Origin of the sequence: Streptomyces sp. NBC_01268 (assembly GCF_036240795.1) — a bacterium.
GTDB lineage: Bacteria > Actinomycetota > Actinomycetes > Streptomycetales > Streptomycetaceae > Streptomyces.
Genome location: NZ_CP108454.1, coordinates 7342142 through 7365431, shown reverse-complemented (window position 1 = coordinate 7365431; position 23290 = coordinate 7342142). Strand labels below are relative to the sequence as shown.

Below are 23290 nucleotides of genomic sequence, written 5' to 3'. Positions count from 1 at the left end.
GGGTGGCCCAGGAGGGTCCGGGCGTAGCCTGGAAGGACCATGTGCCCCTCCGTGATCCCGCGCGGGCCGGGAGCCACCGCATGGGCGCCGGAGACGGTGACCACCGACCCGTACAACGCCGAGACGCCGTCGGCCGCCCTGACCGAACCGGTCACCCCCGCCGGCGCCCTCTTCGTCCGCGACCACTTCGGCGTGCCGGCCCTCCCGCCCGCCGGGTGGCGGCTGCGGATCGACGGGGCGGTGCGCGCGCCCTTCGGTCTCGGGTACGCGGAACTGCTCGCCCTCCCGCACACCGAACTCGACGTGGTCCTGGAGTGCGCGGGCAACGGCCGTGCCCTGATGACGCCCCGGCCGCCCGGACTGCCCTGGGGGCAGCGGGCGGTCGGCTGCGCGCGGTTCGCGGGCGTACCGTTCCGGCTCCTCGCGGAGCGCGCCGGGATCGGCCCGGAGGCCGTCGAGTTCGTCTTCACCGGGGCCGACGCGGGAACCGTGCGCGGGCGCCGCACGCCCTTCGCCCGCAGCCTGCCGCTCGACGTCGCCCTCCACCCCGGCACCCTCCTCGCCACCCGTCTGGACGGCGCGCCGCTCACCCCCGAACACGGCGCGCCGGTGCGGCTCGTGGTCCCCGGCCGGTACGCGGTGGCGGACGTGAAGTGGCTGGTGGGGGCGCAGGCGGTCACGGAGCCCTTCGCCGGGGTGTTCCAGAGCGAGGAGTACGTGTACGTCGACGCGGACGGCGGCGCAGCGGGCCCGGTCGCGGGGCTGCGGGTCAAGTCGCTGATCACCTCTCCCGAGCCGGACGAGGACCTGCGGCGGGGCCGGGAGACGCTGGTGCGGGGCCGGGCCTGGTCGGGCGACGGGGTGCCGGTGCGGCGGGTCGAGGTGCGGGCCGTGCACGAGGACGCCCCGGCGGACCCGTCGGCGGGGTGGCGGGACGCCGAACTGACGGAGCCCTCGGGGCCGTACGCGTGGACGGGCTGGTCCTGCCCGTGGACGCCGGACTCCCCCGGCCGCTACCGGGTGCTCGCGCGGGCGACCGACGCGGACGGCTCGGTCCAGCCGGAGCGGGCCCACTGGAACGCCCGCGGCTACGGCTGCAATCCGGTGGCGGCGGTCGACGTGGTCGTCGTCTGACGGAGGCACCGTGCACGCCATCGAGATCATGACCGCCGCCTCGCTCGGCGACAGCAGCTACCTCCTGGTCAGCGGCGACGAGGCCGCGCTCGTGGACCCGCAGCGCGACAGCTGGGCGCTGCTGGAGTCCTGCGCCGCGCGGGGCGTCCGGATCCGCTACGTCCTGGAGACCCACGTCCACAACGACTACCTCTCCGGGGCCCTGGAGGTGCGCGCGGCGACCGGGGCCACCGTGGCGGGGCCGGCCCGCGCCCCGTACGCCTTCGCCCATCTGCCGCTCGCCGAGGACGACGAGATCACGGTCGGCGACGTCACCGTGCGGGCGATGGAGACCCCCGGGCACACCGTCGAGCACACCGCGTACCTCGTCCTCGACGAGGCGGGGGAGCCGCCGGCCGCCGTCTTCACCGGCGGCAGCCTGCTCGTCGGCGGCGCGGGCCGCACCGACCTGTCGGGCGCCGCGCACACCGAGGAGCTGGCCCGCGCCCAGTACCGCTCGCTGCGGCGGCTCGCGCGGCTGCCGGACGCCACCCGGGTGCTGCCGACGCACGGCGCGGGCAGCTCCTGCGCCGCGGGCCCCGTGCCGGGCGGCCGGGACCGTACGACGACGGTCGGGGCCGAGCGGCGCGGCAACCCTGCGCTCGCGCCGCGCGACGCGGACCGGTACGTCACCGAGCGGGCCACGGGCCTGCCGCCGTACCCCGCGTACTACCGCTACATGGCGCCGATCAACCGCTCGGGCCCCACCGTCCTCGGCGGACCGCCGGTGCCCCGCCCGCTCGCCCCCTCGACGGTGGCCGGCCTGGTGGGGGACGGCGCCCAGGTCCTGGACGCCCGCGACCGACGGACCTTCGCCGCGGGCCACCTGCCGGGCGCGCTCGGAGAGGAACTGGACGAGCGCTTCGCGAGCCTGGTCGCGGAGGTGGTGCCGTTCGGCACCCGCCTGGTGCTCGTCCTGCCCGAGCCGGCGGACGAGGCCGCCCGGGAGGCGGTGGTCCAGCTGCTGCGGATCGGGTACGAGGAGGTGGCAGGCGTGCTCGCGGGCGGCGTCGACGCGTGGCGGGCCGCCGGGCGGGCGCTGCGCTCCTTCCCGACGGCGGACGCCTCCGAGCTGGCCGCCAGGCTCCCCGAGGTGCGGGCGCTCGACGTGCGTCCGGAGCGCCCGGAGGGCGGCATCCCGGGCACCCTGCACGTCCCGCTGAGCGAACTGCCCCGAAGGGTCGTCGAGTTGCCGCGCGACCGGGAGATCTGGACGGTCTGCGGGAGCGGCCGACGGGCGACGGTCGCGGCGGGCCTGCTGGACCGGGCGGGCCTGGCGGTGCGGGCGGTGACCAGCGGCGGGGTGCGGGACCTTCGGCCACCGGCGGGTCAGCCGATCGGATGACCCGCCGGGCCCCTGGGTGGCCGGAGCATGGGATACGGGCGGTGCCCGCCGCCCCGGCGCACGTCGACCCGGTGACGGTGTCCGTCGTCCCGCGACGGAGGGCGCCGACACCCCGACGCCCCGACGGCACGCGCCGACGGCACGCGCCGAGTCGCACCGATCCGTCCGGTCAGTCCCGTCCGTCAGTCCGTCCCGCCGTCCGTCCGTCCGCCGTCCGTCCCGCCGTCCCGCCGTCCCGCCGTCCGTCCCACCTCGCCCCGCGGCCCGCCCGCCCCGCGCCCTGCCCGCCCCGCCTCAGGAGTCCCGCCGATGTACCGTCACCGCGCCCTCGCCGGACTGGCCGCCGCCGTCGCCCTGCTCGCGGGCTGCGCCCAGGGCGGCACGGAGACCGCCCGGGCCTCCGCACCGCCGTCCCCGGCGACCCCCTCCCCCGGCACGCCCACACCCGCTCCGGCGTCCCCGTCCACGCCCGTGTCCGCGTCCCCCGCCACGCCCACCCCCGCGGGCACGCTGCTCGTCACCGACTTCGGCTCGGACACGGTCACCTTCGTCGACCCGAAGCGCGGCCCGGTCTCCTCCGTGCGGGTCGGCACCGCGCCGTACGGGCTGGCGGTCGGCTCCGACGGCCGGGCCTGGGTGGCCACCGCCGAGGGCGTCGCCGTCGTGGACACCGACACCCGCACGCGGCTGGCCCTCGTCCCGTACCGGACGGCGACGGGCCCCGTCACCACCGGCGAGTACCGGGGCGGCGGCATGGGCATCGCCCTGTCGCCCGACGGGCGCCGGGCGTACGTGGGCGTCAACGTCCCCGGGAGGCACGGCACCCTGGAGGTGATCGACACGGCGGCCCTGAAGGTCACGGACACCGTGCCGGTCGGGAGGCGCCCCTTCGACGTGGACGTCGCGCGCGACGGCGCGGAGGTGTACGCGACGGACCACGACTCCTTCGACGTGACCGTGGTCCGCGCCGACACCCTGCGCCCGCGCCGGATCGAGGTGGCCCCGTACGGGACGGAGGGCGGGCTCGGCTCCTGGCTGAAGCCGCACTACGCGGCGGTGCGCCCGTCCGACGGGCGGCTGCTGCTGCCCTTCGAGGGCGAGCGGCTCGTCGTCCTCGACCCGCGCACCGGCCGCTCCGAGATCCAGCCGATGACGGCGAACACGCACCAGCACGGCGTCACGGTCACCCCCGACGGCACCCTCCTGACCGTCGGCACCGGCCCCATCGACGCCGCCACCGACCGGGGCCCGTCCCTCACGGTCCGCTCGCCCGGCGGCGCCGAGCGCGTCTACCCCCTGGACGGCCCGCACGAGGACGTCGCCGTCTCGAAGGACGGGCGCACCGCCTACGTCACGGGCGGCTTCACCCGCGAGGGCTACTGGGACGGCCTGACGGTCGTCGACCTCGCCGACGGCACCACCCACCGTCTGACGGCCGGCTCGCGGCCCCTGGGCATCGCGGTGCTCTGAGCCCTGTCGGTGCCATGGTGTTGGCTGGGGAGCACAACGAGCCCCGGCCCGAGGAGAGTCCATGACCGCCGCCCACCGCAACACCCAGCCGCCACCCGCGCAGGCCTCCCTCGGCGCGGGCGTGGTGGTCACCGACGCCGCCGGCCGCGTCCTGCTCGGTCTGCACCGCTCCGGTGTCTGGGAGCTCCCGGGCGGCAAGGTCGACCCCGGCGAGTCGATCGAACAGGCGGCGGTGCGCGAACTGGCCGAGGAGACCACGCTCGTGGCGGACGAGGCCGACGCCCAGGTCGTCGGACTCATCCTCGACACCCGGACCTCCGCGGAGCTGACCCGGATGACCGCCGCGACGATCGTCCGCGCCCACACCGGCACCCCGGCCGTCGCCGAACCCGACAAGATCGAGCGCTGGGAGTGGACCGACCCCGGCCGGCTGCCCACCGCGCTCTTCCTCCCCTCGGCCCAGGTCCTGAAGCTGTGGCGGCCCGAACTCCCCATCGACGACGCCCCGTTCCACCGCTACGCCGTCCGGCGTCTGGCACCCCCGGGACGCCCCTGACATCATGCCGAGGAGGGGGAGGGGGGTGCGCTGTGACGACGTGCGACCGGGTGACGGTGCCACCGCCGGGCGAGGAGGCCACGCGTGCGGCGCGTGAGGCCGGGCTCGGGGTGTACTTACGGGGATTTCGGGCGCACCACTCCGAGGGCGAACGGCGCCGCGGCGTGCCGCCCGCCGCGCTGCTGCTCCTCGCCGTCGCGGGACTGTGGGTCCCGGTGCTCGTCACCCGGCTGGTCGGGGCCTGGGCGGGCATCTCGCTCCTCGTGCTGCCGTTCGGGCTGCTCGGGCGGCAGGTGTGGCGGTACGGCAGGGTGCCGGCCGCGTCCTTACGGCCCGACGAGTACGTGTACCTGTACGAGCGGGGGCTGCTCTGTCCGGGCGCGGACGGCGGCGCGCGGGCGCTGCCCTGGGCCTCGGTGACGGCGATGCACCAGGACGTCACCCGCACCTACGTCCACGGGGGCTACGCGGGGACGCGCTACGCGTACCGCCTGTCCACCGGCGGACGGCGGGTGGTGTCGGTGGGCGGGTTCGTCAACGAGGAGACCGTGCCGAAGCCGACCGACTCGCAGATCCGCGAGCTGGCCCAGATCGTCCTGGACGAGACGGTCCGCCGTGCCCTGCCGACGGCGGTGTCCGCCCTGGAGGAGGGCGGCAGCGTGGCCTTCGGCGAGGTGGCGCTGGACGGGCGGGGCATCACGCTGCCGTCGGGCTCGTCCCCGTGGGAGCGGGTGCGACGGTGCGAGCTGCGCGGGGACGGCCTGGTCGTGGTGCGGACCGCAGGCGGCGGCCGGTGGGCCCGGGAGTCGAAGGAGATCCCCGACTTCCCGGTCTTCTGGGCGCTGCTCAAGGAGCTGTCGCCGACCGTCCGCGAACACCGTCGGTGACGTGCCGGGCCGCGTGCCGGGACGGATGGGGGGACGGGTGGCGGGACGCGGGGCGGAGATCGTCACGGTGCGTCACCAGGCGGGCCGGAGCGGAGCTGGTTAGCGTGGCCGTAGACACGTCATCGATTCGGAAGAGAGTCCCGTCATGGCCTCACGCACGGAAGGCACGCCGGTCTGGACCGACGCGATGTTCACGGACATCGAGGGGGCGAAGTCGTTCTACGCCGACGTCCTCGGCTGGACCTTCGGCGAGTCCGCCTCGGAGTTCGGGAACTACACCCAGGCCTACAAGAACGGCAAGGCGGTCGCGGCGGTCGTCCCGCCGATGCCCGGACAGGACGGCGAGCCGCAGTCGGCCTGGTGTCTGTACTTCGCCTCGCCCGACGCGGAGACCACCGCGGAGAAGATCAAGGCCGCCGGCGGCACCCTGCTGATGGAGCCGATGAAGGTCGGCGACTTCGGTTCCATGTGCCTGGCGCAGGACCCGACCGGCGTGGTGTTCGGCGTCTGGCAGGCCGGAGCCCACGAGGGCTTCGAGCTCGAGGGCGAGACGGGCAGCTACGTGTGGGCGGAGGTCTTCACCCGCGAGCCGGGCAAGTCCGACGACTTCTTCACCGCGGTCTTCGACTTCGGCTCGAAGAAGATCAAGGACGAGCACATGGACTACCGGGTCTTCGACCTGGGTGCCGGCCCCGTCCTGGGCCGGATGGTGATGAGCCCGGACGACTTCCCGGCCGAGGTCCCCGCGTACATCCAGATCTACTTCGCCGTCGACAACTGTGACAAGGCCGTCGAGGCGGCCGAGCGGGCCGGCGGGCGGAAGGTGTTCGGGCCGATGGACAGCCCCTTCGGACGGTTCGCGGCCATCCTGGACCCGCAGGGCGCCGCGTTCGCGGTGATCGACGTCAAGACCACGGTCGGCAAGATGCCCGAGATGGTCTGAGCCCCCTGCTCAGCGGGCGCGCCCGGGTCCCCTCAGGGGTCCCGGGCGCGCCCGCGGCGGCCGTCAGGCGCCGTCGCGGACGGCGACGATGCCGTTGAAGACGCCGACGTACGCGGTGCCGTCGGGGCCGATGGTGATCGGCGCCCAGTTGTTGTCGTAGGCGGGGCCGGTGCCGGTCAGCCGGGACCAGGCCCGCCCGCCGGTGCGGAAGTCGACGGCCGTCAGGTACCAGGCGTCGATGCCGAGGGCGTGGGGCCGCTTCTCGTAGAAGTAGAGCAGGCCGTTGGCGGTGGACAGCTTGGGCACCGTGGAGGGCGAGCGGACGTCGCTCTCCCACACCGTGTCGCAGCCGCTGCCGTCGGCGCGCACGTCGACGCGGGTCGCGCCGCCGACGACGCTGCGCCCGAAGGTCAGCGTGCCGGGGTTCTCGTAGCCGTAGTTGTTCTCGACGACGAGGCTGTCGCCCCAGCTGATCAGCGAGTTGTCGGTGGTGGAGGCCCCGGAGCCGAAGACCGGGACCCGGCAGACGAGCCGGTCCGCCTCGGCCACGTCGGTGCCGCGCCGGTAGACCAGGACGTTCATCCGGTCGTCGGCGTTGTCGGTGATGGCGACGTACCGCGCGCCGTTCTGGCCGAAGAGGTCGGGGGTGGTGCCCGAGCCCTGGTTCACGGAGCCCGGCTTGGTGCCGGTGCCCCGGTCGTAGGTCTGGCGCCACTGGACGCGCGGCGTGCCGTCGGGTTCGGCGCGGAAGCTGTAGAGGGCGTGGTCGGAGACGATGGAGACACCGTCCTCGGCGACGGAGAAGGAGTTCTGGATCTCCTCGCCGTCGAGCCGGATCGCGCGCAGGGCGCCGGTGCCGGGGTCGACGGTGCCGACGCGGCCGAGCCGGGTCACCCACCAGATCCGCCCGTCCCAGTCGGGCATCACGGAGGTCACCGGGTCGCAGACGCCGCTGGGGAAGAGACGGGTCCAGCTGACGCAGTCGTGCGGGACGAGGGAGGTCAGGTCCCAGTCGTCCTCGACGACGAACTCCCAGACGCCGTCCGTCTTCTGACGGTGCGACAGCCGCAGGACGTGCTGGCGCGAGTCGGCCAGGACGACCCGGTCGCGGTCGTCGAGGTAGAAGTAGGCGCCGCCGGAGGTGTCCTTGAAGATCTTCTCGAAGTCGAGGCGGGTGAGGGCCTCGACGGTGGAGGAGCGCTGCGGCAGCTTGTACTCGGCGAGGGTGTCCAGGCTGCGCGGGTCGAGCAGCTTCAGCAGGAAGCCGTTGAAGGTGCCGCAGACGGTGACGAGCCGGCCGCCGGCGTCGAAGGTGACGGTGGCGCATTCGCCGCCCAGCGCGGCGATCTTCTCGCTGTCGACCCGCGGGTCGCGGCCGAGCGGCCCGGAGAACGGGTGGGTGCCGCTGCCGGCGGCGTCGGCGTGCATGCCGCTGCGCCCGTTGGGGGCGAGGTACGGGTGCTGGGGCGGGGCCTCGGCCGGGACGGGCCGGGCGGTGGCGGGCGCCCCCTCGTAGTGCTCGACGAGCCGGTGCCCGGGGGCGAGCGGTATCCCGTCGGCGAGGGCGGGCGTGGCGAGGGCGAGCGCGGTCGCGCTCACGGCGGCGATCAGCGCGAGCGCGCGGGCTCGCCGACCGGGGGGTCGGGTGGTCAATGCGGCTCCTCGGGTGCGTGCGTACAAGGTCGCGCCGCGGCGACGCTAGGCCCGGGTGCTGGAGATGTACATGGGAACGCGCTCCGTTTCACGCGCACTTCACGGTCGGGAAACGATCCGGCGGACGCCGGTCAGGGCCTCAGGCTGGACACCACGTTGGCGGTGGCGGCGACCCCGTTCTGGATGGTGGGCGCCATGCTCGTGCTGGCCAGGAAGAAGCCGAGCAGCGCGCAGACCAGCGCGTGGGAGAGCTTCAGGCCGCCGCTGCGCAGGAAGATCACGGCAAGCACCAGCAGGAGCAGCAGTACGGATACGGAAACGGCCATCGCGCAACCCTCCTCGCGCCGCACCGGATTGCGGCGTTCGGCCGACAGTGTGGCGGACCGGACGATCCGGACGGCGGTATGGCGGCGCGCCCATCCGGGTGACGTTGCGGAGCAGACCGTTCCTCGGCGCCCGCACCGGCCGTTCCCCGGCGCTCGGCGGCACCCCTCGCCGCCCCTCGGAGCTCGTCGGCGTTCGTCGGCGTTCGTCGGCGTCCCTCGGAGCTCGTCGGCGTTCGTCGGCGTTCGTCGGCGTTCGTCGGTGCTCCTCAGGGCGTTCGGCGTGGGTCAGCCCCGCGCCCAGGTCTCGGCGATGCTCGGGTGGCGTACGGCCTCCAGCTCCTCGTCGGCCAGGAGCGCGGCGATCAGCTCGGCGCTGCCGAAGACCTCGGTGGCGCACAGGTCCCAGTCGGTCAGCACGAACCAGGACCCGTCGACCGCCCACCAGTTGGCGGGGAACTGCAGCCAGGCCTCGCCGCTCCGTCCCGAGCAGTGGTCGTGGTGCGCGGGCGCGTCGGCGAGCCGCCCCGCACGGGCCGGGGCGGGCACGCCGAGGTCCTCGATCGGCGCCTGGGCCGCGTGGCACGGCGTGTCCGGCCCGTCGGCGCCGTGCCGGGCGAGCAGCGCGACGAGCCGCTCCAGGCAGGCACGGTCGATCTCCCCGTCCGACGGCCCCTCCCAGTCGCCCCGCCCCTCGATGCCCTCGAAGAGGAGGTACGAGGGGGTCTTCGGCCACTCCGCCAGGGGCCGCCGGCCCGCGCCCGCGAGGATCTCGCGCCAGCGCAGCCGCCGCACCCCGTCGTGCACGGTGTGCAGGACCCAGCAGCGGTCCTCGTACCCGTCCTTCGGTTCGTGCCCGAGGACCGCGTCCGCCGCCTCCAGGACGGGGCGCATCCCGCCGAGGGGATGGGCGTCGGGCAGCGGGGTCCAGGGGCTGGTCATGCCGCATTCTCTCCCGGGGCCCCGGCGGCCAGGCAGTCGGCCCACTCCACCGTGCGGTCGCACCAGCGCTCCAGGAGCACCCGGTCGTGTCCGACCGCGAGCAGGCCCGCGCCGGTCTCCGCGCGGTAGGCCTCCACCGCGCCGACCAGGGCGGCGGTCGTCGAGGCGTCGAGCATCGCGGTCATCTCGTCGCAGATGAGCCAGCGGGGCCGCAGCACCAGGGCGCGGGCCAGACAGGCGCGCTGCAGCTGCCCGTCGCTGACCTCGTGGGGGCGGCGGCCCAGCAGGTCGCCGGTGAGCCCGACGACGGGAGTGAGGGCGGCGAGGCGTTCGGTGACCTCGCCCCGCCGGCCGGTGGCGCGCAGCGGTTCGGCGATCAGGTCGGCGAGGCGCAGTCGCGGGTCGGCGGAGAGCCGGGGCTGCTGGAAGACGACCCCGATCGAGGTGCGCAGCGCGCGGGGGGCGCGGTGGCGCCAGGCCCGTACCTCGGTGCCGTCCACGCGGACCCGGCCCGCGTCGGGGCGGTGCAGGAGGGCGGCTACCCGGGCCAGGGTGGACTTGCCGCAGCCGCTGGGGCCGAGCAGGCCGACGGACTCGCCGGGGGCGACGGTGAGCGAGGCGGCCCGGAGGACCGGCGCGCGGCGCTCGTATCCGGCGGTGACGTCATGGAGTTCGAGCATCGTCGGCTCCCCACGGGTGGTGGCAGGCGGTGCCCGCCAGGAGTTCCGGCCGGACGGCGCAGGCCGAGGTGGCCCGGGCGCAGCGGGGGGCGAAGGCGCAGCCGTCGGGCAGGTCGGACAGCTCGGGCGGGAGCCCGGGGATCGGGGTGAACTCCCGTTCCGGGAGGGCGTCCAGCAGGCCGCGGGCGTAGGGGTGGCGGGGGCCCGGGTCGCCGAAGAAGCGGGCGGCGGAGGTGAGTTCGACGATCCGCCCGGCGTACATGACGGCGACCCGGTCGGCGACCCGCCGGGCCGCGGCCAGGTCGTGGGTGATGAGCAGCAGGGCCTTGCCCTCGTCGGCGTGGCGGCGCAGCTCGTCGGCGGTGCGGTCGACGAGTTCCCGGTCAAGTCCGGTGGTGGGCTCGTCGGCGAGGAGCAGGGGCGCGTCGCCGATGAGGGCGAGGGCGGTGGCCGCGCGCTGGGCGAGGCCGCCGGAGAGTTCGTGCGGGTACCGGTCGAGGTGTCCGGCGGGGAACGCGGCCCGTTCGGCGGCGGCCTCGGCCGCACCCCTGCGGCCGCGCCGCGGGGTGCCGGTGAGGGCGCGGACGGTCTCCTCCAGGTGGGCCCGTACGGTGCGCACCGGGGTGAGGTGGGCGGCGGGGCTCTGCGGGACGAGACCGACGCGCCGTCCGCGTACGGTGCGGGCGAGGGTGCGTTCGTCGGCGGCGAGCAGGTCGGTGCCGTCGAGGAGGGCGCTGCCCGCGGTCTCGGCGTTGCCGGGGAGGAGGCCGAGGAGGGCGGAGGCGAGGACGGACTTGCCGCAGCCGCTCTCGCCGACGAGGGCGAGGCACTCCCCCGCCGCCAGGTCGAAGTCGGCGTCGGTGACCGCGGCGACGCCGCGTCCGCCGCGCAGCCGGAAGCGCACGGTCAGGCCCCGGACGCTCAGCACGGCGTCCTCGGCCCGCTCGGCGGTGACGGCGGCGAGGGCCCGCGCGATCTGCGGGTTCACGGGGTTCCCGGTCACAGCGTCAGCTCCGATCGGCGGCGCGGGTTGAGCCGGTCGCGCCAGATCCCGGCGAGGCCGGCGACGGCCAGGGTCGGCACGATCAGCAGCAGGCCGGGGAAGAGCGTCGGCCACCAGGCGCCGGCGAGCAGCGAGGAGCGTGCGGTCTGGACGAGGTTGCCGAGGCTGGCCTGGTGGCTGGGGAGGCCGAGGCCGAGGAAGGAGAGCGCCGACTCGTGCCACATGGCGTGCGGCACCATGAGGACGGCGGCGAGACCGGCCTGCGGCAGGACGGCGGGCAGCAGGTGCCGGACGCCGACGCGCCACCGGGAGGCGCCGCCGGAGATCGCGGCGTCCACGAAGGGCCGCCCGCGCAGCGACAGGACCTCGGAGCGCACGATCCGGGCGGTGGAGAGCCAGTGGGTGAGCGCCACGGAGACGATCACGGGCCAGACCCCGGGCCGGAACATGGCCACGACGAAGATGCCGAGGAGCAGGTGCGGCACGGACGAGAAGGCGTCGACGATCCGCATCACGAGCCGGTCGAAACGGCCGCCGAGCGCGCCCGCGGCGGCGCCGACGGCCGTCCCGATGACGGTGGCGACGAGGGCGGCGACCAGGCCGACGAGGAGCGAGATCCGCAGGCCGTAGACGCAGCGCAGGAGCAGGTCCCGGCCGAGGTCGTCGGTGCCGAAGGGGTGCTCCCAGGACGGCGGCAGGAGCTTGCTGCCGAGGTCGACGGCCTGTTCGTCGAGCTGGACGAGGGGCGGGACGAGGAGGACGGCGAGGACGACGGCGCCGGTGACGAGCGCGGAGCTCCACAGCCGCACCCGCCGGGTGCGGTCGGCGGGTGCGCTCCTGCGGGGGCGCGCCGTGGCGGGCCCGGACGGCGTGCGGGGCGCGAGGTCGGTGTCAGCCATCGAATCCCACCCGGGGGTCGGCGAGCCCGTACAGCAGGTCGGAGAGCAGGTTGCCGAGCAGTACGGCCGCGGTGGCGAGCACGGTGAGCGCGGCGAGCAGCGGGAAGTCGACGGAGACCGCGGCCTGCACGGTGGCGGCGGCGATGCCGGGCCAGCTGAAGACGGTCTCCACGAGGAGGGCGCCGGTGATGAGTTCGGGGACCCGGGAGCCGATCAGGGTGAGCATGGGCAGCATGCCGGAGCGCAGGGCGTGGCCGGTGAGGACGGTCCGCTCGGAGAGGCCCCGGGCGCGGGCGCCGCGCACCGGGTCCTCCTCCAGCGCGTCGCCGACGCCCTGGCGCACGTACAGGAAGAACCAGGGCAGTTGGGAGACGCCGAGGACGAGGGCGGGCAGCACGAGGTGGGTGGCGACCTGCCCCGCGGTGACGGTGTCGCTGCCGGTGTCGGTGAGTCCGCCGGCGGGGAGCACGCCGAGGCGGAGGGCGAAGAACCAGATGGCGAGCAGGCCGAGCCAGAAGGCGGGGGCGGCTTCCAGGGTGTACGCGGCGGAGCTCACCGCCCGGTCGAGGAGGCCGCCGCGGCGGCGGCCGGCGAGGACGCCGAGGGCCGTGCCGAGGGTGACGGCGACGAGGAAGGCGGTGGCGGCCAGCAGCACGGACCAGCCGACGCGTTCGGCGATGACGTCGGCGACGGGCTGGCGCATCACGCCGGACCGGCCGAGGTCGCCGGTGACGGCGTCGCCGAGCCACTCCCACCAGCGGGTGATCAGGGGCCGGTCGACGCCGAGGTTGGCGCGCAGCTGGTCCAGGTTCTCCTGGGAGGCGGTGAGTCCGGCGGTGCCGGCGTAGGCCTTGACGGGGTCGAACGGGGAGGCCTCGGCGACGGCGAAGACCGCGAGGGTGACGCCGAGCAGGACCGGGACGGCGGCCAGGGCGCGCCGTCCCGTCATGCGGGCCATGGCCCCCCAGGGGAGGCGGCGGCTCACTGCTTCGGCTTCCAGCTCTCGACGTTCCACCAGGGGCCGGAGGCGAGGCCGTGGTCGTGCGGCTCGACCTGGGTGGTGAGGCCGCCGGTGGCGGTGTCCCAGCGGTCGTTCACCACGTACAGGTGGTCGATGTGGGTGAGGAAGGTGTAGCCGGGGTTCTTCACGAGTTCGCGCTGGACGGTGTCGTAGGCGGCGCGGCGCGCGGCCGGGTCGTTGCTCCGGCGGCCGTCCTGCAGGGCCCGGTCGACGGTCTTGTTGTCGTACCAGGCCATGTTGTTGAAGCCGTCGCCGGCGAGGGAGGACGTGAGCAGCAGGTACTGGTCGAAGTCGGGGTCGCCGGGCGAGCCGCCGCCGGCGAGGACGGCGTCGGTCTTCATGCGGGGTTCGATGACCTCCCAGGTGCCGGCCTGGGCCTTGATCTCGATGCCGGCCTTCTTGGCGTCGGAGGCGTAGGCGAGGGCGTGGTCCTGGCGCAGCTTGTCGCCGGAGAGGTACCAGAGCGGGAAGGAGGCGCGGACGCCGTCGCGGACGCGGACGCCGTCGGGGCCGGGCTTCCACCCGGCCTCGTCGAGGATCTTCCCGGCGGCGGCGAGGTCGTGGCGGCGCTCGGTGCCCTTGGCGAACCAGGGGCTGTCGGTGGGGACGGGTCCGTAGGCGGGCTTCCCGGCGCCTTCGAGGATCTTGTCGACCATGGCCCGGCGGTCGACGGCGATGTCGAGGGCGCGGCGGACGGCGGTGTCGCCGGTGACCTGGTGGTGGGTGGGCAGGGTGACCGTGCGGTAGTCGTAGGTCTTGGCCGCGTAGGTCTTCCTGCCCTTGTCCTGCGCGAATCCGGCGGCGAGGGCGGGCGGCAGGATGGCGGCGTCGAGGTCGCCGGCGCGCAGCCGGGTGGCGCGGACGTCGTCGTCCTTGATGACCGCCATGGTGAACTTCTTCACGGCGGGCTCGCCGCCCCAGTAGCCGGGGTTGGCCTTGAAGGTGAGCTTCTCGCCCTTGGACCAGCCGGTGAGGACGTACGGCCCGGTGCCGACCGGCCGCGTGGTGAACGGGCCGGTGTTGACGTCCTGGCGGCCCGCGACGTGCTCGGGGGCGATGGCGAGGACGGTGCGCTGGGCGAAGGGCGCGTAGGGGTACTTGAGGGTGAACACGACGCTGTCGTCGCCGACGGCGCGGACGTCCTTGAGGGCGTCGAGCTCGGTCCGGGAGGCGTTGTTGGTCTTCGGGTCGAGCACCGTGCGGTACGTGAAGACGACGTCCTTCGCGGTGAACGGCTGCCCGTCGCTGAACTTCACGCCCTTGCGCAGGCGGTACGTGTACGTGAGGCCGTCGGCGCTGACCGCGGGCAGCGCGGCGGCGAGGGCGGGCCGCAGCCGCATGTCGGCGTCGAGGGCGAGCAGTCCGTCGAAGATCTTCGAGTTGCCGTCCTTGCCGTAGCCGAGGAGCGGGCTGAGCGACTCGGGTTCGTAGGCGATGCCGACGACCGCCGCGTCCTTCGGGCCGCCGGAGCCCGCGGCGGCCCCGCCGGGGGTCGAGCAGGCCGCCGCGGTGAGGGCCAGTGTTCCGGCCAGCGTCGCGGCGGCCGCGCCGCGTAGGGATCGGGCGGTCATGGTGTCCACACCCCTCTTGAAGATCAACTGTTATTGCGAACAGCTTGCAATTAAACAGTAGGTAAAGGGGTGCGGACAACGAGGGCCCCTTACCGGCCCCTAGGCGGGAGCCGGCAGGTCCGCCAGGGACGCGACCGCGTCCTGGTGGCGGCCCGCCGAACCCAGGCCGATGGCATCGGACTTGGCCCGCTTCAGCGCCAGGTGGGCCGGGTGCTCCCAGGTCATCCCGATGCCGCCGTGCAACTGCACGCACTCCTCCGCCGCGCGCACCGCCACCTTCGAGCAGTACGCCTGGGCGACGGCCACCGTCAGGGCGGCGTCCCCGGCGCCGGTCGCGAGCGCGTCCGCGGCGGCCCGGGCCACCGCCCTGGCGCCCACCAGCTCCAGCCAGAGCTGGGCCATCCGGTGCTTCAGCGCCTGGAAGGAGCCGACCGGCCGGTTGAACTGGTGCCGCTCCCGGGTGTGCCGCACGGTCTCCTCCAGGCACCACTCGGCGAGCCCGAGCTGCTCGGAGGCGAGCAGCCCGGCGCCCGCGAGCAGCCCGCGCCGCACCGCCTCGCGCGCGGCGCCGGCGTCGGCGAGGCGGGTGCCCGCCGCGCCGTCCGGGTCGACGGTGGCGAGCGGCCGGGTCAGGTCGAGCGAGGAGAGCGGGGTGACGACGGCGTCCGAGGCGTCGACGGCGTACAGGCCGTCGGCGCGCGGGACGAGGAAGACGTCGGCCGCGACGGCGTCGGGCACGGCGGGGACGGGTGTGGCGGGGACGGCCGGTCCCGCGGAGCCGTGGGAGCCCGTGCCCGCCGGGCGTCCGTCCGGGGCCGTGGAGAAGGGCACGGCCAGGACGGCGACGCGTTCGGCGTTCGCCAGGGCGCGGAGCAGGTCCGCGGCGGGGCCCTGCTCCGCGCCGAGGGCGAGCAGGGTCGTGGTCGCCACCACGGCGCTCGTCAGGTACGGGGCCGGGGTCACCGCCCGCCCCAGCTCCTCCAGGACGACGGCCGCCTCGCGGTGGCTCGCGCCCTGGCCGCCCAGCTTCTCGGGCACGAGGAGCCCGGCGGCGCCGATGCCGCCCGCGAGGGCGTCCCAGAGGCCGGGCGGGTACGGGTCCGGTGATTCGATCCGGTCGAGCACGGTCTGCGAGCCGGCCCGGTCGGCGAGCAGGGCGCGGACCGCCGCGCGCAGGTCGTCCTCGGTCTCGGAGTACAGCAGGTCGCTCATCGCGCGAGGTCCTTCCAGGCGACGTCCTTGTCGTTGCGGGGCTCGGCGGGCAGGCCGAGGACCCGCTCGGCGACGATGTTGAGCAGCACCTCGCTCGTACCGCCCTCGATCGAGTTGCCCTTCGAGCGGAGATAGCGGTAGCCCGCGTCGCGCCCGGTGAAGTCGACGAGCTCGGGCCGGACCATCGTCCAGTCCCCGTACGACAGGCCCTCGTCGCCGAGGAGTTCCACCTCCAGGCCGCTGATGGCCTGGTTGAGACCGGCGAAGAACAGCTTCATCGCGCTGCCCTCGGGCCCCGGCTGGCCGGCGACGAGCTGCTGGCGCAGGCGCTCGCCGGTGAGCCGGGCGACCTCGGCGTCCACCCACAGGTCGAGCAGCCGCCGGTGCAGGTCGTGGGTGCGCAGCTCGGGCCGGGCGCGCCAGGTCCCGGCGGCCTTGCCGATCATGCCGCCCTCGCGGGGGATGCGGGCGCCGCCGATGGAGACCCGCTCGTTCATGAGGGTGGTCTGGGCGACCCGCCAGCCGTCCCCGACCTCGCCCAGGCGGTGGGCGTCGGGGATCCGGACGTCGGTGAGGAAGACCTCGTTGAACTCGGCCTCGCCGGTGATCTGCCGCAGCGGCCGCACCTCGACGCCCGGGTCGGTCATGTCGCAGACGAAGTAGGTGATGCCGCGGTGCTTGGGCAGCTCCGGGTCGGTGCGGGCGATGAGGATGGCCCAGCGGGCCACATGGGCGCTGGAGGTCCACACCTTCTGCCCGTTGACCACCCACTCGTCCCCGTCCCGCACGGCGCGGGTGCCCAGCGCGGCGAGGTCGGAGCCGGCGCCGGGCTCGCTGAAGAGCTGGCACCAGACCTCCTCGCCGACCCAGAGCGGCTTCAGGAAGCGCTCCTTGACCTCCTGCGAGCCGTACGCGAGGAGGGTGGGGGCGGCCATGCCGAGGCCGATGCCGATCCGGCGCGGATCGTTGTCGGGGGCTCCGGCGGCGGCCAGTTCGGCGTCCACGACGGCCTGGAGGGAGCGCGGCGCGTCGAGTCCGCCGAGGCGGACCGGGTAGTGCACCCAGGCGAGTCCGGCGTCGAAGCGGGCCTCCAGGAACGCGGCGCGGCCGGTGGTGGCGGGCGGGTGCTCGGAGAGCAGCCGCCGGGTGCGCTCGATGAGCGCGTCGGCGCCGGGGGGTGTGCCGGTCATGCGCGGACTCCTTCCGGGAGGACGACGAGCCGGCCGGTGGTGACGCCCTCCGAGACCCGCTGCACCGCGTCGGCCGCGGCGTCGAAGGGGACCCGCTCGCTGACGTACGGCTTGATCAGGCCCTTGGCGGCGAGGGCGGTGAGGGTCTCGTGGCAGCGCAGGACGGCGGCCGGGTCCTTGAGGTTGTAGAGGCCCCAGTGCAGGCCCAGGATCGAGTAGTTCTTGATCAGGGCGTGGTTGAGGGCGGGGGCGGGCACGGTGCCGCTGGCGAAGCCGACGACCACGATCCGGCCCTCGAAGGCCACCAGCTTGGCGGACTGCTGGTAGGCGCCGCCGCCGACGGGGTCGTAGATCACGTCGGCGCCCCGGCCGCCGGTGGCCTCCTTGACGGCGGCGACGACGTCCTCGGCGTGCCGGTCGACGACGGTGTCGCAGCCGAGCGCGCGGGCGGCGGCCGCCTTGTCGGCGCCGCCGACGACGCCGATGACGGTGGCGCCCGCGGCCTTGCCGAGCTGGACGGCGGCGCTGCCGACGCCGCCCGCGGCGGCGTGCACCAGCAGCGTCTCGCCCTCCTGGAGGGCGGCCCTGCGGTGCAGGCCGAACCAGCCGGTCTGGTAGCCGATGTGGAGGGCGGCGGCCTCGGCGTCGTCCAGGGCCTCGGGGGCGGGCAGCAGGGCGGCGGCGTCGGCCACCGCGTAGGCGGCGAGGCCACCGTGCGGCAGGACGGGGGTGGCGATCACCCGGCGCCCGTCCTCGGTCTCGGCGCAGATCTCCACGCCCGGCGTGAAGGGCAGCGGCGGCCGCACCTGGTACTGCCCCCGGCAGAGCAGCGCGTCGGGGAAGTTGATGCCGGTGGCGCGGACCTTGAGCAGGACCTGGCCGTCGCCGGGCACCGGGGGCTCGACGTCGTCGCGCTGCATCACCTCGCCCGGTTCGCCGTTCTCGTGCACTCGCCATGCCTGCATCGGGGGCCTCCAGCAGCCGTCGTCGGTCCTGCGCGGTTCGACGGCATACTAAGCGGTCGCTTGGGCTTGCGGAACCAGGCCGCGCCCGGAAAGTGGCGCCGTCTGCCCGCGGGGCGGGGCCGGGCGGGACTTTCCGGGCCGGCCCCGGTTCAGGACTTCTTGGGTCGCGCCCTCACGTGCATCCGCTCCCCCTGCGGCCCGAACAGGCTCAGGAACTCCACCGGCCGGTCCCCGGCGGGCCCGAACCAGTGGGGCACCCGGGTGTCGAACTCGGCGGCCTCTCCGGAGCCGAGCACCACGTCGTGGTCGCCCAGCACGAGCCGCAGACTTCCGGAGAGCACGTACAGCCACTCGTACCCCTCGTGGACGCGCGGCTCGCCCGCCTCCGCGCCGGGCTCCTGGACGACCTTGTACGCCTGGAGCCCGCCGGGCTGGCGGGTGAGCGGGTACATGGTGCGCCCGTGCCGGACGATCGGCTTCGCCCGGACCCGGGGGTCGCCGACCGGAGGAGCGCCGACCAGCTCGTCGAGCGGCACCTGGTGGGCGCGGGCGATCGGCAGCAGCAGCTCCAGGCTGGGCTTGCGCTGCCCGGACTCCAGCCGGGAGAGGGTGCTCACGGAGATGCCGGTGGTGGCGGAGAGCTCCGCGAGGGTGGCCCCGCGCTCGCGCCGGATGCGGCGCAGCCGGGGGCCGACCTCGTTCAGCACGGAGTCGATGCGATCGTCGTCGGTGGTCATGCGTCCATTGCAGAAACGGCAACTCCGTTTGTCAAGCGAGCACGCTCCGCGTGACCCTCGTGGCATGAACGACAACGAGCAGACCCCTGACACGTACGACGTCGTGGTCGTCGGCGGTGGCGCGGCGGGGCTGAGCGCGGCCCTGGTCCTCGGCCGGGCCCGGCGCAGCACCCTGGTGGTCGACGCCGGTGAGCCGCGCAACGCGCCCGCCGCCCACATGCAGGGCTACCTCACCCGGGACGGCATGAGCCCGGCCGCGTTCCTGGAGGCGGGACGGCGGGAGATCGCCGGGTACGGGGTGGAGCGCACCGAGGGCGTCGTGACCGCGGCGACGCCGGACGGGGCCGGGGGCTTCGCGCTCGCCCTGGCGGACGGGCGCCGGGTCCGGGCCCGCCGGCTGATCGTCACGACCGGGCTCGTGGACGAGCTGCCGGAGCTCGACGGGCTCACCGGGCGCTGGGGCCGGGACGTGCTCCACTGCCCGTACTGCCACGGCTGGGAGGTCCGCGACCGGGCCTTCGGCGTGCTGGCCCACCCGGAACTCCCCGCCCACCAGGCGCTGATGGTCTCCCAGTGGTCCGCCGACGTGACCCTCTTCCTGCACACGGCCGCGGCCCCCGGCGCGCAGGACGCCGCCCGCCTGGCGGCGGCCGGTGTGACGGTCGTGACGGGCGAGGTGGCGGGCCTCGTCGTCGAGGACGACCGCCTGACCGGCGTACGGATGGCCGACGGGCGGACCGTGCCGCGCGAGGTGCTCTTCGTGGGCCCCCGGCCGGTCCCCCGCGACGGGCTGCTCACGGCGCTCGGCGCGGAGACCGGCGAGACGCCGTTCGGCGCCTTCGTGGCCGTGGACGAGACGGGGCGGACCAGCGTGCCGGGCGTGTGGGCGGCGGGGAACGCGATCGGCGCGCACGAGCAGGTGGTCAACGCGGCGAGCGGCGGCTACCGGGCCGCCGCCGCGGTCAACGGGGACCTGCTCCTGTCCGACCTGGACCGCGGGGCGGCGGGCCCCGCGGCCTGACGGGGCTTCAGTTCTCGGCGCGGGCGCGCTATCGATACCCCATGGAGGAGACGAGAGGGACACCGCGTGAAGGGGCGTACGACACTCCCGGGCTGCCCGCCCCTCCGCCGCTCGGCGCGAGCGCCCTGCCGGCGGGCACGTTCGAGGGCCGGGTGGTCCTGGTGACCGGCGGGGGCTCCGGCCTCGGCAAGGCGATCGCCGCCGAGTTCGCCCGGCTCGGCGCCGATCTGGCCATCCTCGGGCGTACGGCCGGACGGCTCGCGGCGGCCCGTGAGGAGCTGGCGGCGGTCGCCGGGACGCGGGTGGTGACCGGGGTGTGCGACATCCGGGACCCGGAGCGGATCGCCGGGGTCCTGGACTCCTGCGAGGCGGCGCTGGGCGCCCGGCCGGACGTCCTGGTGAACTGCGCGGCGGCCAACTTCCCCGTACCGGCGGAGGAGCTGTCGCCCAACGGCTGGCGGGCGGTGGTGGACATCACGCTCTCCGGGACCTGGTTCACCACCCGGGAGTTCGCCCGGCGGCACCTGGCCGCCGGGACCCCCGGCTCGGTCGTCAACGTCGGCGCCTCGTACGCCTGGACCGGCGGGCCCGGGTACGCCCACTCGGCGGCGGCGAAGGCCGGGGTGAAGAACCTGACGGAGACCCTCGCGGTGGAGTGGGGGCCGTACGGGATCCAGGTCAACGGCCTGGTGCCGGGGCTGATGCCGCACGAGGAGATGGTGCCGGCGGTCCGGGCGAACCTGGACCGGGCCGGGCACCCGGAGCTGCGGCAGCCCGCGCTGCCGGTGGGGCGTCCGCGCGAGCTGGGCTGGGCCGCGACCTTCCTGGCCTCCCCGTACGCCCGGTTCGTCAGCGGGCACACCCTGGTGGTCGACGGCGCCAACTGGCAGCGGCGCTCGCTGGTGAACGAGCCGGTGGTGCCGGTACGGGCCCAGCTGGGGCGCGGCCCGTTCACATGGGAGGGCCCGGAGCGGGCACACGGGGGCTGAACCGCGCTGGGCCGTGCGGATGAATCCGGGGTGGCAGCGCTACGGGGGACCCGGGAGGGGGTGAGGATCGGCCAGGGTGGCCGGAACCCCGCCACCCGCTCCGCCACGGCACGGCTTCCCCACCCGGAAGGACGGGACACATCCCATGCTCGGTACGGACTTCACCACGGGCTCGCCCGACTGGCTCGACCTCGGCAGCCCCGACACCACCGCCGCCGCCACCTTCTACGGCCGGGTCTTCGGCTGGGACTTCGTCTCGGCCGGCCCCGACACCGGCGGCTACGGCTTCTTCCAGCAGGACGGCAAGACGGTCGCCGCGCTCGGCCCGCTCACGCAGGAGGGCGCGAGCAGCGCCTGGACGGTCTACTTCGAGACCCCGGACGCCGATGCCACCGCCCGGGCGGCCGAGCAGAACGGCGGCACGGTCCGGATGGCTCCCACGGACGTGATGGAGGCCGGGCGGACGGCGGCCCTCACCGACCCGGGCGGCGCCGAGTTCGCCGTCTGGCAGCCGAACGCCGTGAAGGGCCTGGAGCGCACCTCGGAGAACCACACCCTGCTCTGGGCGGAGCTGCACGTCGACGACCCGGAGGCGGTGCTCGGCTTCTACCGCGGCCTGTTCGGCTGGCGCTGGGCGGAGATGGAGGCGCCCGGCATGACGTACCGGGTGATCTCCACGGCCGCCGGGGACCAGCAGGACGCCTCCTTCGGCGGAGCGGCCCCGCTGCAGCCCGGCGCGGACAAGGCGCGCTGGATCCCGTACTTCGCCACGGCCGACGCCGACGTGGTCTCCGCCTCGGTCCAGGAGAGTGGCGGCTCGGTCCTGATGCCGCCCGCCGACGTCCCTGACGTGGGCCGGATCGCCTGGCTGGCGGACCCGTTCGGCGCCCCCTTCGCCGTGCTGAAGCCCTCCCCCACCATGTGACGCGGCGGGCCCGGGACCACGCGGGACGGCGTCCGGCCGGTGTTCGGCCGGCGCCCGGTCGGCGCCCGGTCGGCGTTCAGCGGCCCTCGAAGCGGGGCGGCCTGCGGGCCGCCTTCGCCGCGTAACCCTCGCGGGCGTCCTCGGAGGTGAGGGTGAGCGCGGCGGCGAGCGCGGTGCGGTCGAGGGCGGCGGCGAGGCCCTGGTCGGCGAAGGAGTCGACGGCGCGCTTCACCGCCCGGACCGCGAGCGGGGCGGCCGCCGCGACGGCCCCGGCCGTCTCGTACGCCGCCGCCGCGAGCTCCTCGGGAGCGGTGACGCGCTGGACCAGGCCGAGGCGTTCGGCGGTGGCGGCGTCGATCCGCCGGCCGGTGAGCGCCAGGTACTTGGCCCAGCCGGCGCCCGCGTCTCGGGCGATCCGCAGGTCGCCGCCCGCGTCCACGGCGACGCCGATGCCGGTCTCGGGGAGGGCGAAGACGGCGTCGTCGGCGGCGAGGCGGATGTCGGCCATGAGGGCCAGCTCGAAGCCGAAGCCGAGGCAGTAGCCCTGGACGGCGGCCACGACCGGCTGGGGCAGCCGGGCGAAGGCGGCGAAGCGCTCGTGGACCCAGCGGATGCCCTCGGCGTAGTTCTCGGTGCGCTCGGCCGCCGAGCGTCCGGTGATGGCCCCGCCGGGTGCGGTGACGTCGATCCCCGCACAGAAGGCCCGCCCCTCGGCCCGCAGCAGCACGGCCCGCACCCGTTCGTCGAAGCGGATCCGGTCCGCGACGAGGCCGAGCTGCCGACTGGCCTCCCAGCTCCAGCCGTTGAGCTTCTCCGGGCGGCACAGGGTGACCACCCCGATGCCGTCCTCGACCCGGAGGGTGAGCCGCTCCTCGCCCTCCGGGACCGTGTGGTCGAGCGTGTCGATCACCGCACCGCCCCCTGCCCCCGGTCTGCCTGACGGATCGTCAGGCACATCCGGGCGTGGAGCCTAGCGCTCGTCCCCTACCGGGGGAACACCTCGAACGCCACCGCGGGGCGGCCTCCGAAGCGCTCCGAGGAGCGGCCCGTCGACAGGGCGACGAACTCACGGCAGTACGCGTCCGCGTCCTGGTCGGTCAGCGCCTCGATGTAGGTGCGGTGGGCGAGCAGCGAGCGGGTGGCGCGCTCCAGGCCCGGTCCGGCGTCGACCGCGTGGGTGGGGAGGTTCGAACCGGCGACGGCGACCCAGCGCACCCCGTTCCAGGGGGCGAGGCCCTGCTCGGTCAGCTCGGGGAAGATCCAGCGGTTGCCCGCGTCGGCCGCCGCGTCCAGGACGGCGCGGCCCACGGCCAGGTGGTCCGGGGTGTTCCAGGCACCCCCGGGCTCCGGGCCCCAGGTGTCGCGGTGGTTGAGGGTGAGGACGAGTTCGGGGCGGTGGTGGCGGATGGCGGCGGCGATGTCGCGGCGCAGCCCGAGCCCGTACTCGATCACGCCGTCCCGGTGGTCCAGGAACTCCACGGTCCGCACTCCGACGACCGCCGCGCTGTCCCGCTGCTCCCGCTCGCGCAGCGGGCCGCACACAGCCGGTTCGAGGCCGTCGATGCCCGCCTCGCCCCGGGTGGCGAGGACGTAGACGACCTCCTTGCCCGCGTCGGTCCAGCCCGCGACGGCCGCGGCGCAGCCGTACTCCAGGTCGTCGGGGTGGGCGACGACGGCGAGGGCGCGCTGCCAGTCGGAGGGCATCTCTTCCAGTTGCGGCGGGGCCTGCCCGGTGGTGTCGATCATGGGCGCAGGATACGTCGCGGGCCCGGCCCACGGGCGGCT

At 75.3% G+C, this 23290-nt stretch carries 23 protein-coding genes; 9 read left to right on the top strand and 14 right to left on the bottom strand.

The genetic code is table 11. From position 1 onward, the window contains the following. Positions 1 to 39: 39 nt before the first annotated feature. The 6 genes from OG309_RS33190 to OG309_RS33165 all read left to right on the top strand — a co-directional run bounded on the left by OG309_RS33190 (position 40) and on the right by OG309_RS33165 (position 6374). Complete coding sequence (locus OG309_RS33190; RefSeq protein ID WP_329426593.1) at positions 40 to 1134, top strand: sulfite oxidase; 1095 nt, start codon at positions 40 to 42, stop codon at positions 1132 to 1134. Between the two features lie 10 nt (positions 1135 to 1144). After that, positions 1145 to 2518: an MBL fold metallo-hydrolase gene (locus OG309_RS33185; RefSeq protein WP_329426591.1), complete on the top strand. Its 1374-nt coding sequence runs from the start codon at positions 1145 to 1147 to the stop codon at positions 2516 to 2518. Between the two features lie 309 nt (positions 2519 to 2827). Beyond that, positions 2828 to 3988, top strand: a complete 1161-nt coding sequence (locus tag OG309_RS33180; protein ID WP_329426589.1) for a YncE family protein — start codon at positions 2828 to 2830, stop codon at positions 3986 to 3988. A gap of 61 nt (positions 3989 to 4049) precedes the next feature. Beyond that, complete coding sequence (locus tag OG309_RS33175; RefSeq protein WP_329426587.1) at positions 4050 to 4544, top strand: nucleotide triphosphate diphosphatase NUDT15; 495 nt, start codon at positions 4050 to 4052, stop codon at positions 4542 to 4544. A gap of 32 nt (positions 4545 to 4576) precedes the next feature. After that, positions 4577 to 5431 (top strand): DUF6585 family protein, encoded by an 855-nt coding sequence (locus tag OG309_RS33170; RefSeq protein WP_329426585.1) that lies wholly within the window; start codon positions 4577 to 4579, stop codon positions 5429 to 5431. A 145-nt stretch (positions 5432 to 5576) separates the two neighbouring features. Further along, positions 5577 to 6374 carry a VOC family protein gene (locus tag OG309_RS33165; RefSeq protein WP_329426584.1) on the top strand — a complete coding sequence of 266 codons (798 nt, stop codon included), beginning with the start codon at positions 5577 to 5579 and terminating at the stop codon, positions 6372 to 6374. Between the two features lie 63 nt (positions 6375 to 6437). On the opposite strand, the gene OG309_RS33160 is transcribed toward OG309_RS33165, so the two are convergent. The 12 genes from OG309_RS33160 to OG309_RS33105 all read right to left on the bottom strand — a co-directional run bounded on the left by OG309_RS33160 (position 6438) and on the right by OG309_RS33105 (position 18570). Further along, the gene (locus OG309_RS33160) at positions 6438 to 8027 is read right to left on the bottom strand and encodes a hypothetical protein (RefSeq protein ID WP_329426582.1); all 1590 of its coding nucleotides are present in this window, start codon (positions 8025 to 8027) and stop codon (positions 6438 to 6440) included. Between the two features lie 131 nt (positions 8028 to 8158). After that, positions 8159 to 8353 (bottom strand): hypothetical protein, encoded by a 195-nt coding sequence (locus OG309_RS33155; RefSeq protein WP_329426581.1) that lies wholly within the window; start codon positions 8351 to 8353, stop codon positions 8159 to 8161. Between the two features lie 285 nt (positions 8354 to 8638). Beyond that, complete coding sequence (locus OG309_RS33150) at positions 8639 to 9292, bottom strand: hypothetical protein (RefSeq protein ID WP_329426579.1); 654 nt, start codon at positions 9290 to 9292, stop codon at positions 8639 to 8641. Continuing rightward, positions 9289 to 9972, bottom strand: coding sequence for an ABC transporter ATP-binding protein (locus OG309_RS33145; RefSeq protein WP_329426578.1), 684 nt, complete (start codon positions 9970 to 9972; stop codon positions 9289 to 9291). The genes OG309_RS33150 and OG309_RS33145 overlap by 4 nt, the downstream gene beginning before the upstream one ends. Further along, on the bottom strand, positions 9956 to 10960 hold the full coding sequence (locus OG309_RS33140; RefSeq protein WP_329428664.1) for an ABC transporter ATP-binding protein: 1005 nt from the start codon (positions 10958 to 10960) through the stop codon (positions 9956 to 9958). Before OG309_RS33140 ends, OG309_RS33145 begins: the two co-directional genes overlap by 17 nt. An 11-nt stretch (positions 10961 to 10971) precedes the next feature. Continuing rightward, the gene (locus OG309_RS33135; RefSeq protein ID WP_329426576.1) at positions 10972 to 11874 is read right to left on the bottom strand and encodes an ABC transporter permease; all 903 of its coding nucleotides are present in this window, start codon (positions 11872 to 11874) and stop codon (positions 10972 to 10974) included. Further along, positions 11867 to 12859 (bottom strand): ABC transporter permease, encoded by a 993-nt coding sequence (locus OG309_RS33130; protein ID WP_329426575.1) that lies wholly within the window; start codon positions 12857 to 12859, stop codon positions 11867 to 11869. The genes OG309_RS33135 and OG309_RS33130 overlap by 8 nt, the downstream gene beginning before the upstream one ends. Next, positions 12856 to 14466 (bottom strand): ABC transporter substrate-binding protein, encoded by a 1611-nt coding sequence (locus tag OG309_RS33125; protein ID WP_329426574.1) that lies wholly within the window; start codon positions 14464 to 14466, stop codon positions 12856 to 12858. The genes OG309_RS33130 and OG309_RS33125 overlap by 4 nt, the downstream gene beginning before the upstream one ends. A gap of 99 nt (positions 14467 to 14565) precedes the next feature. Then, entirely contained in the window at positions 14566 to 15678 is a 1113-nt protein-coding gene (locus OG309_RS33120; protein ID WP_329426573.1) for an acyl-CoA dehydrogenase family protein, read from the bottom strand. Then, on the bottom strand, positions 15675 to 16868 hold the full coding sequence (locus tag OG309_RS33115; RefSeq protein WP_329426572.1) for an acyl-CoA dehydrogenase family protein: 1194 nt from the start codon (positions 16866 to 16868) through the stop codon (positions 15675 to 15677). Before OG309_RS33115 ends, OG309_RS33120 begins: the two co-directional genes overlap by 4 nt. Next, a complete protein-coding gene (locus tag OG309_RS33110) occupies positions 16865 to 17833 on the bottom strand; it encodes an NADPH:quinone oxidoreductase family protein (protein ID WP_329426571.1) in 969 nt (322 codons plus the stop codon). Before OG309_RS33110 ends, OG309_RS33115 begins: the two co-directional genes overlap by 4 nt. Before the next feature lie 149 nt (positions 17834 to 17982). Then, positions 17983 to 18570 (bottom strand): helix-turn-helix domain-containing protein, encoded by a 588-nt coding sequence (locus tag OG309_RS33105; protein WP_329426570.1) that lies wholly within the window; start codon positions 18568 to 18570, stop codon positions 17983 to 17985. Between the two features lie 64 nt (positions 18571 to 18634). On the opposite strand from OG309_RS33105, the gene OG309_RS33100 reads away from it, so the two are divergent. The 3 genes from OG309_RS33100 to OG309_RS33090 all read left to right on the top strand — a co-directional run bounded on the left by OG309_RS33100 (position 18635) and on the right by OG309_RS33090 (position 21505). Continuing rightward, positions 18635 to 19591: an NAD(P)/FAD-dependent oxidoreductase gene (locus OG309_RS33100; protein ID WP_329426569.1), complete on the top strand. Its 957-nt coding sequence runs from the start codon at positions 18635 to 18637 to the stop codon at positions 19589 to 19591. Between the two features lie 41 nt (positions 19592 to 19632). Next, a complete protein-coding gene (locus OG309_RS33095; RefSeq protein WP_329426567.1) occupies positions 19633 to 20580 on the top strand; it encodes an SDR family oxidoreductase in 948 nt (315 codons plus the stop codon). Positions 20581 to 20725: 145 nt separating this feature from the next. Further along, positions 20726 to 21505: a VOC family protein gene (locus OG309_RS33090; protein ID WP_329426565.1), complete on the top strand. Its 780-nt coding sequence runs from the start codon at positions 20726 to 20728 to the stop codon at positions 21503 to 21505. Between the two features lie 76 nt (positions 21506 to 21581). Here OG309_RS33090 and OG309_RS33085 read toward each other — a convergent pair whose 3' ends face one another. Together OG309_RS33085 and OG309_RS33080 are read right to left on the bottom strand one after the other, a co-directional pair. Beyond that, positions 21582 to 22415, bottom strand: a complete 834-nt coding sequence (locus OG309_RS33085) for an enoyl-CoA hydratase/isomerase family protein (protein WP_329426563.1) — start codon at positions 22413 to 22415, stop codon at positions 21582 to 21584. 74 nt (positions 22416 to 22489) lie between these two features. Next, positions 22490 to 23251 carry a PIG-L deacetylase family protein gene (locus tag OG309_RS33080; protein ID WP_329426561.1) on the bottom strand — a complete coding sequence of 254 codons (762 nt, stop codon included), beginning with the start codon at positions 23249 to 23251 and terminating at the stop codon, positions 22490 to 22492. Between the last annotated feature and the right edge of the window lie 39 nt (positions 23252 to 23290).

Coding starts and splice junctions, on each gene's coding strand:
- OG309_RS33100 (WP_329426569.1), top strand. CDS start 18,635: ATGAACGACAACGAGCAGACCCCTGACACGTACGACGTCGTGGTCGTC.
- OG309_RS33095 (WP_329426567.1), top strand. CDS start 19,633: ATGGAGGAGACGAGAGGGACACCGCGTGAAGGGGCGTACGACACTCCC.
- OG309_RS33110 (WP_329426571.1), bottom strand. CDS start 17,833: ATGCAGGCATGGCGAGTGCACGAGAACGGCGAACCGGGCGAGGTGATG.
- OG309_RS33155 (WP_329426581.1), bottom strand. CDS start 8,353: ATGGCCGTTTCCGTATCCGTACTGCTGCTCCTGCTGGTGCTTGCCGTG.
- OG309_RS33180 (WP_329426589.1), top strand. CDS start 2,828: ATGTACCGTCACCGCGCCCTCGCCGGACTGGCCGCCGCCGTCGCCCTG.
- OG309_RS33145 (WP_329426578.1), bottom strand. CDS start 9,972: ATGCTCGAACTCCATGACGTCACCGCCGGATACGAGCGCCGCGCGCCG.
- OG309_RS33080 (WP_329426561.1), bottom strand. CDS start 23,251: ATGATCGACACCACCGGGCAGGCCCCGCCGCAACTGGAAGAGATGCCC.
- OG309_RS33090 (WP_329426565.1), top strand. CDS start 20,726: ATGCTCGGTACGGACTTCACCACGGGCTCGCCCGACTGGCTCGACCTC.
- OG309_RS33125 (WP_329426574.1), bottom strand. CDS start 14,466: ATGACCGCCCGATCCCTACGCGGCGCGGCCGCCGCGACGCTGGCCGGA.
- OG309_RS33135 (WP_329426576.1), bottom strand. CDS start 11,874: ATGGCTGACACCGACCTCGCGCCCCGCACGCCGTCCGGGCCCGCCACG.
- OG309_RS33120 (WP_329426573.1), bottom strand. CDS start 15,678: ATGAGCGACCTGCTGTACTCCGAGACCGAGGACGACCTGCGCGCGGCG.
- OG309_RS33175 (WP_329426587.1), top strand. CDS start 4,050: ATGACCGCCGCCCACCGCAACACCCAGCCGCCACCCGCGCAGGCCTCC.
- OG309_RS33115 (WP_329426572.1), bottom strand. CDS start 16,868: ATGACCGGCACACCCCCCGGCGCCGACGCGCTCATCGAGCGCACCCGG.
- OG309_RS33165 (WP_329426584.1), top strand. CDS start 5,577: ATGGCCTCACGCACGGAAGGCACGCCGGTCTGGACCGACGCGATGTTC.
- OG309_RS33190 (WP_329426593.1), top strand. CDS start 40: ATGTGCCCCTCCGTGATCCCGCGCGGGCCGGGAGCCACCGCATGGGCG.
- OG309_RS33105 (WP_329426570.1), bottom strand. CDS start 18,570: ATGACCACCGACGACGATCGCATCGACTCCGTGCTGAACGAGGTCGGC.
- OG309_RS33150 (WP_329426579.1), bottom strand. CDS start 9,292: ATGACCAGCCCCTGGACCCCGCTGCCCGACGCCCATCCCCTCGGCGGG.